The 7,672-nt window shown below is 68.3% G+C and carries 11 protein-coding genes; 10 read left to right on the top strand and 1 reads right to left on the bottom strand.

What is annotated here, in order from left to right; genetic code table 11:
- Nucleotides 1-204 (top strand): TilS substrate-binding domain-containing protein (locus tag DSP71_RS24230; RefSeq protein ID WP_258546528.1); only part of this gene is annotated, 204 nt, incomplete at its 5' end.
- A gap of 41 nt (nt 205-245) precedes the next feature.
- On the opposite strand, the gene DSP71_RS17725 is transcribed toward DSP71_RS24230, so the two are convergent.
- On the bottom strand, nt 246-842 hold the full coding sequence (locus DSP71_RS17725; RefSeq protein ID WP_113681721.1) for a DUF937 domain-containing protein: 597 nt from the start codon (nt 840-842) through the stop codon (nt 246-248).
- 132 nt (nt 843-974) lie between these two features.
- Between DSP71_RS17725 and hpt the strand changes: the two genes are divergently transcribed.
- The 9 genes from hpt to DSP71_RS17680 all read left to right on the top strand — a co-directional run.
- Nucleotides 975-1,526 carry a hypoxanthine phosphoribosyltransferase gene (gene hpt / locus DSP71_RS17720; protein ID WP_113681720.1) on the top strand — a complete coding sequence of 184 codons (552 nt, stop codon included), beginning with the start codon at nt 975-977 and terminating at the stop codon, nt 1,524-1,526.
- A 112-nt stretch (nt 1,527-1,638) separates the two neighbouring features.
- A complete protein-coding gene (ftsH, locus tag DSP71_RS17715) occupies nt 1,639-3,639 on the top strand; it encodes an ATP-dependent zinc metalloprotease FtsH (protein ID WP_113681719.1) in 2,001 nt (666 codons plus the stop codon).
- 1 nt (nt 3,640) lies between these two features.
- Nucleotides 3,641-4,246: a GTP cyclohydrolase I gene (gene folE / locus DSP71_RS17710; RefSeq protein ID WP_061015362.1), complete on the top strand. Its 606-nt coding sequence runs from the start codon at nt 3,641-3,643 to the stop codon at nt 4,244-4,246.
- Nucleotides 4,243-5,052, top strand: coding sequence for a dihydropteroate synthase (gene folP / locus DSP71_RS17705; RefSeq protein WP_061015363.1), 810 nt, complete (start codon nt 4,243-4,245; stop codon nt 5,050-5,052). The genes folE and folP overlap by 4 nt, the downstream gene beginning before the upstream one ends.
- Before the next feature lie 34 nt (nt 5,053-5,086).
- Nucleotides 5,087-5,482: a dihydroneopterin aldolase gene (gene folB / locus DSP71_RS17700; RefSeq protein ID WP_061015364.1), complete on the top strand. Its 396-nt coding sequence runs from the start codon at nt 5,087-5,089 to the stop codon at nt 5,480-5,482.
- Complete coding sequence (gene folK, locus DSP71_RS17695; RefSeq protein WP_046746742.1) at nt 5,479-6,018, top strand: 2-amino-4-hydroxy-6-hydroxymethyldihydropteridine diphosphokinase; 540 nt, start codon at nt 5,479-5,481, stop codon at nt 6,016-6,018. Before folB ends, folK begins: the two co-directional genes overlap by 4 nt.
- On the top strand, nt 6,015-6,497 hold the full coding sequence (locus tag DSP71_RS17690) for a DUF3180 domain-containing protein (protein WP_046746741.1): 483 nt from the start codon (nt 6,015-6,017) through the stop codon (nt 6,495-6,497). The genes folK and DSP71_RS17690 overlap by 4 nt, the downstream gene beginning before the upstream one ends.
- Nucleotides 6,448-7,029 carry a PH domain-containing protein gene (locus DSP71_RS17685; protein WP_046746740.1) on the top strand — a complete coding sequence of 194 codons (582 nt, stop codon included), beginning with the start codon at nt 6,448-6,450 and terminating at the stop codon, nt 7,027-7,029. The genes DSP71_RS17690 and DSP71_RS17685 overlap by 50 nt, the downstream gene beginning before the upstream one ends.
- On the top strand, nt 7,026-7,672 hold a 647-nt coding region (locus tag DSP71_RS17680; protein WP_147251360.1), incomplete at its 3' end, for a PH domain-containing protein. The genes DSP71_RS17685 and DSP71_RS17680, both read left to right, overlap by 4 nt.

The following is a 7,672-nucleotide window of genomic DNA, read 5'->3' as shown; positions in this document are numbered from 1 at the left end:
CTCGCCGCGAATCCCGCCGCACTGCGCAACCGGATCATCCGGCTCGTCGTCGACAGCGAGTTCGGGGTGAGCCTGACCAGGTCGCAGACGATCGAGGTCGCGCGGCTGGTCACCGACTGGAATGGTCAGGGGCCGATCGACCTGCCGGAGTGCTCGGCCGTGCGCCACGGGGGGCGCATCGTCTTCGCCGCATCCGGTCGCTGAGCGGGGACCACCGCTGCGCGACCGGATGCGTGCATGTGGTCTTACTTCTTGCCGCCGAACAGGCCGCCGAGAATTCCGCCGAGGTCGACGCCGCCGCCGGAACCGCTGCTGTTGCCGCCGCCGAGGAGTCCGCCGATGACATCGCCGATGCCGCCGGACGAGCCGCCGCTGTTGCCGCCGCCCAGCAATCCGCCGATCACATCGCCGATACCGCCGGAGCCCTCCGCGCCCGCGTCGGCCTTCGCCGACTTGTCCTTGGTCGCGTTCGCGATCAGGCCCATCACGATCGGGGCGAGGATCGGAAGGAGCTTGCCGAAGTCGATGCCGGGGGTCGCCTTCGACTCCGTGAGCTCCTTCGTCACCTCTTTCTCCTTCGAACCGAGGATGTGGGAGACGATCTTGCCGCCGTCGGCCTGATCGATGTCGTCGACTTTCGACGCGCCGGAAGCGCCCTCATGCTTCTTCAGCGCGTTCCGGATCGCCGCGGAGCCCTCATCCGTCTCGGCGTTCTTGGCGAGGCCGCCGAGCAGCACCGCGCCGCCCTGCTCGACCGCGACCTTGGCTTCGTCCCGCGAGACGCCCAGCTTCTCGGCGATGTCGTCGATCGGCACCTGGTTGAGGATGTCGTCAAGAGCCATGGTGAATCCTTCCGTCGGGGCGTCCGCCCGCATCACCGCTCACAGTAGTGCGGATGCCCGGCGAGGGGCAGATGCCGTCCCGATGAACAGACCTGGGACCGAGCATCCGATCGCGTCGCCTAAAATCGATCCATGCGCGCCGCGGAGATCCAGGACGAACTTGCACAGATCCTCGTCACCGAGGAGGAGATCCACGCCAAGCTCGACGAGCTCGCAGCGCAGGTCGCCGAGGACTACGCGGGCAAGGACCTTCTCCTCGTCGGCGTGCTGAAGGGCGCGGTCATGGTGATGGCCGACTTCGCGCGGGCGCTGCCGTTCCACGCTCCGATGGACTGGATGGCGGTGTCGAGCTACGGTGCCAGCACGAAGTCGAGCGGCGTGGTGCAGATCCGGAAAGACCTCGACACGGACCTCAACGGCAAGCACGTGCTCATCGTCGAGGACATCATCGATTCCGGCCTCACGCTGAGCTGGCTGCTGGAGAACTTCGGATCGCGCGGCGCCGAGTCGATCGAGGTGCTGGCGCTCCTGCGCAAGCCCGAGGCGGCGAAGGTCGAGATCGACTGCAAGTACGTCGGCTTCGACATCCCGGTGGAGTTCGTCGTCGGTTACGGCCTCGACTACGCAGAGCGCTACCGCAACCTGCGCGACGTCGCCGTGCTCGCCCCGCACGTCTATTCCTGAGGTCGCAGACCCGGCCGCGGTGACGCGGCGACTCCGACCTCGCCGTCGAACGCTACGCCGTGGGTGAACGCACAGCGACCCCCTAGGGCGCGCGCGATACGCTGATCCGATCATGGATGTGAAGAAGCTCACCCGGAATCCGCTGATCTACGTCGCGCTGATCGGCGTGCTCCTGTTCGGCGGTTTCCTGCTGATCTCGAATCTGGGTGCGCCCAAGCAGATCACGACGCAGGAGGGGCTGAAGCTCCTCTCCGGCACTACGGTCACCGAGGTCGTGAACACCGATGGCGATCAGCGCGTCGACATGACGCTCTCCAAGCCGTTCCAGGGCTCCGAGAACGTCCAGTTCTACTACGTCGATGCGCGCGCCGACGAGGTCGTCAAGGCCGTCAACGATGCAGCGCCGAAGGACGGCTTCAACGACGCCGTCCCGCGTGCGACCTGGTTCGACGGCTTCCTCTCCCTTCTTCTTCCCCTGGTGCTGCTCGGTCTGCTGTTCTGGTGGCTCCTGTCCTCCATGCAGGGCGGCGGTGGCAAGGTCATGCAGTTCGGCAAGTCCAAGGCCAAGCTCGTCAGCAAGGAGACCCCGACCGTCACCTTCGCCGATGTGGCCGGTGCCGACGAGGCCATCGAGGAGCTCCACGAGATCAAGGAGTTCCTGCAGGACCCCGCGAAGTTCCAGGCGATCGGCGCCCGCATCCCGAAGGGCGTGCTGCTGTACGGCCCTCCCGGAACCGGAAAGACCCTCCTCGCCCGCGCCGTCGCCGGTGAGGCCGGCGCCCCGTTCTACTCGATCTCCGGTTCCGACTTCGTCGAGATGTTCGTCGGCGTCGGTGCCTCTCGCGTGCGCGACCTCTTCAGCCAGGCCAAGGAGAACGCTCCGGCCATCATCTTCATCGACGAGATCGACGCCGTCGGTCGTCACCGCGGCGCCGGCATGGGCGGCGGAAACGACGAGCGCGAGCAGACGCTGAACCAGATGCTCGTCGAGATGGACGGCTTCGACCCGAACGCGAACGTCATCGTGATCGCGGCCACCAACCGTCCGGACATCCTCGACCCCGCACTGCTGCGCCCCGGCCGCTTCGACCGTCAGATCGGCGTCGACGCCCCCGACCTCAAGGGTCGCCAGAAGATCCTCGAGGTGCACAGCAAGGGCAAGCCGCTGTCGAAGAACGTCGATCTCGAGGTCGTCGCCCGCAAGACCCCCGGCTTCACCGGTGCCGACCTGGCGAACGTGCTGAACGAGGCCGCGTTGCTCACAGCCCGCTCGAACGCCCAGCTCATCGACAACCGCGCCCTCGACGAGGCCATCGACCGTGTGATCGCCGGTCCGCAGCGCCGCACCCGCGTGATGAAGGACAAGGAGAAGCTCATCACGGCGTACCACGAGGGCGGACACGCGCTCGCGGCGGCGGCGATGAACTACACCGACCCGGTGACCAAGATCACGATCCTGCCTCGTGGCAAGGCGCTCGGCTACACGATGGTGCTGCCGCTCGACGACAAGTACTCGGTCACCCGCAACGAACTGCAGGACCAGCTCACCTACGCCATGGGCGGCCGCGTCGCGGAGGAGATCGTCTTCTACGACCCCACCACCGGTGCCTCGAACGACATCGAGAAGGCGACCTCGATCGCTCGCAAGATGGTCATCGAGTACGGCATGACGACGCAGGTCGGTCCGGTCAAGCTCGGCACCGAGGGCGGCGACATGTTCGTCGCACGCGACATGGGCCGTGGCCGCGAATACTCCGAGAAGGTCGCCGAGCGCGTCGACGCCGAGGTACGCGCGCTCATCGAGCAGGCGCACAACGAGGCCTACGAGGTCATCAGCGAGAACCGCGACATCCTCGACAAGCTCGCCCTGGCCCTGCTCGAGGAGGAGACCCTCGACCACAACCAGATCGCGGAGATCTTCACCGAGATCAAGAAGCTGCCGGAGCGCCCGCTGTGGCTCTCGAGCGAAGGGCGTCCGGTCTCGGAGCGTCCTCCGATCGAGGTGCCGAAGAAGGACGTCTCGCTGGCGGCATCCGTCGAGGCTCCGGCCGGCGCACCGCGCACGCAGCAGGGCTCGGCGGGAGCAGGGAACCCGCGGCCTGCGACGGCGTGACGTGACGGTCGACAGAGAGCGCGTCGAGCGGCTCACGCGAGAGCTTCTCGCGGCGATCGGCGAAGACCCGGACCGACCGGGATTGAAGCAGACCCCGACGCGCATGGCCGAGCTGTACACGGAGTTCTTCTCCGGAGTGGGCGAAGACCCGGCTGAACCGCTCGCGCGCACCATCAGTGTCTCCCGAGGCCCCGCGCCCGACACGCTGCCCTCCGGTGCCGTGCTGCTGCGCGACATCCGCTTCCGCTCCGTCTGCGAGCACCACCTGCTGCCCTTCGCCGGGCACGCGCACATCGCCTATCTCCCCGGCGAACAGGTCGTCGGGTTGGGAGCGCTCGTGCGGGTCGTCGAGATCCTCGCCGCGCGTCCGCAGGTGCAGGAACGGCTTGGCGAGCAGATCGCCGACACGATCGCGGAGCACCTCGACACCCGCGGTGTGCTGGTCGTGCTCGACGCGGCGCACGGCTGCGTCACCATGCGCGGCGGACGCCAGACCGAGGCCTCGACACTCACCATCGCGGCGCGCGGTGAGTACAACGATCCCGTCTCCAGGGCCGAGCTCATCACTCTGATCGGCTCGGCCGGCTTCGGAGCAGCGCACGGATGACGGGCATCTGGGGCATCGTCAACGTCACTCCGGACTCGTTCAGCGACGGGGGCCGCTACCTCGACGTAGATCGCGCGGTGGCCCACGGGCTGCGGCTCCGCGCCGAGGGAGCAGCTGTGCTCGATGTGGGTGGTGAATCGACCAGGCCCGGCGCCGACCGGGTCGGCACCGACGTCGAGCAGCAGCGAGTGATCCCGGTGATCGAACAGCTCGCTGCCGCTGGCGTGCCGGTCAGCGTCGATACGCTCAGCGCCGCCACAGCAGCCGCCGCCGTGCGGGCGGGGGCCAGGATCGTCAACGACGTCTCCGGGGGGCTCGCCGATCCGGAGATGCGCGCTGCCGTCGCGGAATCCGGCGCCGACTTCGCGATCGGGCACTGGCGCGGGTTCTCTTCGGACATGTATGCCAATGCCGAGTACCACCGCGTCGCGCGCGAGGTCGCCGGCGAACTGCAGGAGCGCATCGGTGAGGCGGCCTCATCGGGGATCGCGCCGTCTCGCCTCATCATCGATCCCGGCATCGGGTTCGCGAAGTCGGGAGCGCAGAACTGGGACATGCTGCGCGGGCTCGACGAGATCGTCGCACTGGGCCCTCGGGTGCTGATCGGCACGTCGCGCAAACGGTTCCTCGCAGAGGTACTCCGTCAGGAGACAGGTCCCGACGAGGAGGTCTCCGAATCCCGTCGCGACCTCGCCACCGCCGTCACCAGTGCGCTCGCGGTCAGAGCCGGAGTGTGGGCCGTGCGTGTGCACGACGTGGCATCCACGCGCGACGCCCTGGCGATCGCGCACGCCTGGGAAGGCTGAGGGCGTCTCGGGGCGATCCCCGTACGCTAGACGTATGGAGCCCCTCGACGAGATCGTCCTCACCGGTCTGACGGTGTTCGGTCGTCACGGCGTCTTCGAGCACGAGCGTCAGGACGGCCAGGAGTTCACGATCGACCTGCGACTGCGGCTCTCCCTCGCGCGTGCCGCTGCCTCCGACGATGTCGTGGACACGGTGCACTACGGCGAGCTGGCCGAGAAGGTCGCCGCGGTCGTGTCGGGGGAGCCCGTGAACCTGATCGAGACGCTCGCCGAACGCATCGCCGCGGTCGGTCTCGACGACCCACGGGTGCAGGACATCACCGTGACGGTGCACAAGCCCCACGCCCCGATTCCCCTCGACTTCGCCGATGTGGCGGTCACCCTGCATCGCCACCGAACCCCTGATGCGCCGGAGGACACAACCGCATGAGCCGCAACCTCGCGAACCCACCCGCAATGCCGGCGCCTCGCCCCGGGCGGCCGGAGGTGACGGCCGTCGTCGCCCTCGGCGCGAACCTCGGCGATCGCCATGACACGATCACCGCTGCCGCCGAGCGGATCGCACGACTGCCGCTGGTCAGCGAGGTGCGGTTGTCGAAGCTGTTCGAGACGGTCGCCCTCCGGCCCGACGGTCCCGATCCCGACGCCCCCGGCTACGTCAACGCGGTGGCACTGGTCACCACGCGTCTGGCCCCCGAGATCCTGCTCGGAATGCTGCACGCCATCGAGGACGAGAACGGTCGGGAGCGCCGTGAGCGCTGGGGCGACCGCACCCTCGACCTCGACCTCATCGCGTACGGCGACGTCATCTCCGAGGAACCGCATCTGCAGCTGCCGCACCCGCGTGCCGCCGAACGCCTCTTCGTGCTCGACCCCTGGCTCGACGTCGATCAGGACGCGGTGCTGCTCGGTCGGGGGAGGGTCGCCGACCTCGCGGCCGCCCTTCGTGCCGGAGGCGAGGGATGAGACGCACCTCCGCCGGCGTGCTCGTCCTCCTCGCACTGCTGGGCGGCGGCGTCGGCTTCCTGCTCGACCATCTGCTGACGGCCTCGGGGCGCGCGACTTTCACGCCGTCGCTCCTGCTGCCGGTACTCCTGCTGCTGATCGCCGCGGCATCTCTCGGCGTCGCCTGGCCGGTGCGACGCAGTGTGCGTTCGGGCATCCGCATCGACCCGTTCCGTGCGCTGAGAGCGGCGACGCTCGCCCGTGCATCCAGCCTTCTCGGCGCGATCATGGCGGGGTTCGGAGCGGGGCTGCTGGTCTTCCTCCTGTCGCGCCCCGTCGTTCCGCCGGTAGGGTCGACTGTGGCCATGCTGGCCCTGATCGGAAGTGCGATCGTCCTCGTGATCGCTGCTCTCGTCGCCGAACAGTTCTGCACCCTGCCGAAGGATCCTGATGACTCAGAACCCAGAGACCGCGCCCCTGAACCCGGCGGAGGGCACTGACCTCGACGCCCTCGACCGTGGCACCTACACGCAGCTGCGCACGGCGCGCAACGAGGCCCGCCTGGAACTCGACGGCACCTGGCACCAGATCTCGCCGCGCTACGTCGTCTCGCAGATCGTCCAGAACGTGATCTTCCTCGTGATCGTCGCCGCCGCCGCGATCGTGCTGAACATCGTGCTGGAACAGGACTGGGTGTGGATCCCGGCCGGTGTGATCCTGCTGATCACGGTGGTCACCCTGATCATCCTCCCGCGTCAGGCGAGGGCGATCGGCTACATGCTGCGCGCCGACGACATCGTCTTCCGCAAGGGGATCCTCTGGCAGCGCATGATCGCCGTGCCCTACGGCCGCATGCAGCTTGTCGACATCACGCAGGGGCCGCTCGACCGTGCCTTCGGGATCGCCCAGCTCAAGATGGTCACGGCTGCGGCGACGACCGGTGTGCAGATCCCCGGTCTCACGCAGGAAGCGGCCGAGGCACTGCGCGACACGCTCATCCATGTGGCCGAGACCCGACGGACCGGCCTGTGAGCGAGCAGCAGCCTCCGCTCGCGACGCACAGCCCGCAGGCATCGGCGGGGGAGGCCCCGACGACCCTCGCGAACGGCGAGTGGCACCGGATGCACCCGCTCACGCCGCTCTTCAAGGGCGGCCTGGCGCTCATCATCATCGGCGGCATCGTCATCGCGAACATGCGCGACCGCCTGATCTCCTGGGCCGTCGCGCTCTTCGCGCCGGAAGAGGCGCATTACGGCGACTACGCCGGCGCCGATCCCGTCGACTGGGTTCTCTCGAACAACCTGATCCTGGTCGCGTTGCTGAGCGTGCTGGGCCTCGTGATCGTGCTGATCCTGATCTTCTGGTTCATCTGGCGCTTCCAGCAGTTCCGCATCACCGGTGACCACGTCGAGGTCCGCAAGGGCATCATCTTCCGTTCGCACCGACGCGCGCCGCTCGACCGCGTGCAGGGCGTCAACCTGACGCGTCCGTTCCCCGCGCGCATCATCGGCCTCGCGAAGCTCGAGGTCGTCGGTGCCGGCAATGACGCGAACGTCGAGCTGGAGTATCTGGCTACTCCGCGTGCCGAATCCGTGCGCGCCGACATCCTCCGTCTGGCGTCCGGTGCGCGCGCGGCGCGCGACGCCGCGCTCAACCCGGCAGCAGCCGCAGCGGC

Origin of the sequence: Microbacterium sp. H6 (assembly GCF_003314775.1) — a bacterium.
GTDB classification, from domain to species: domain Bacteria; phylum Actinomycetota; class Actinomycetes; order Actinomycetales; family Microbacteriaceae; genus Microbacterium; species Microbacterium oxydans.
Note: the sequence above shows the minus strand (reverse complement) of the source record. Positions and strands in the feature narration are given on the sequence as shown.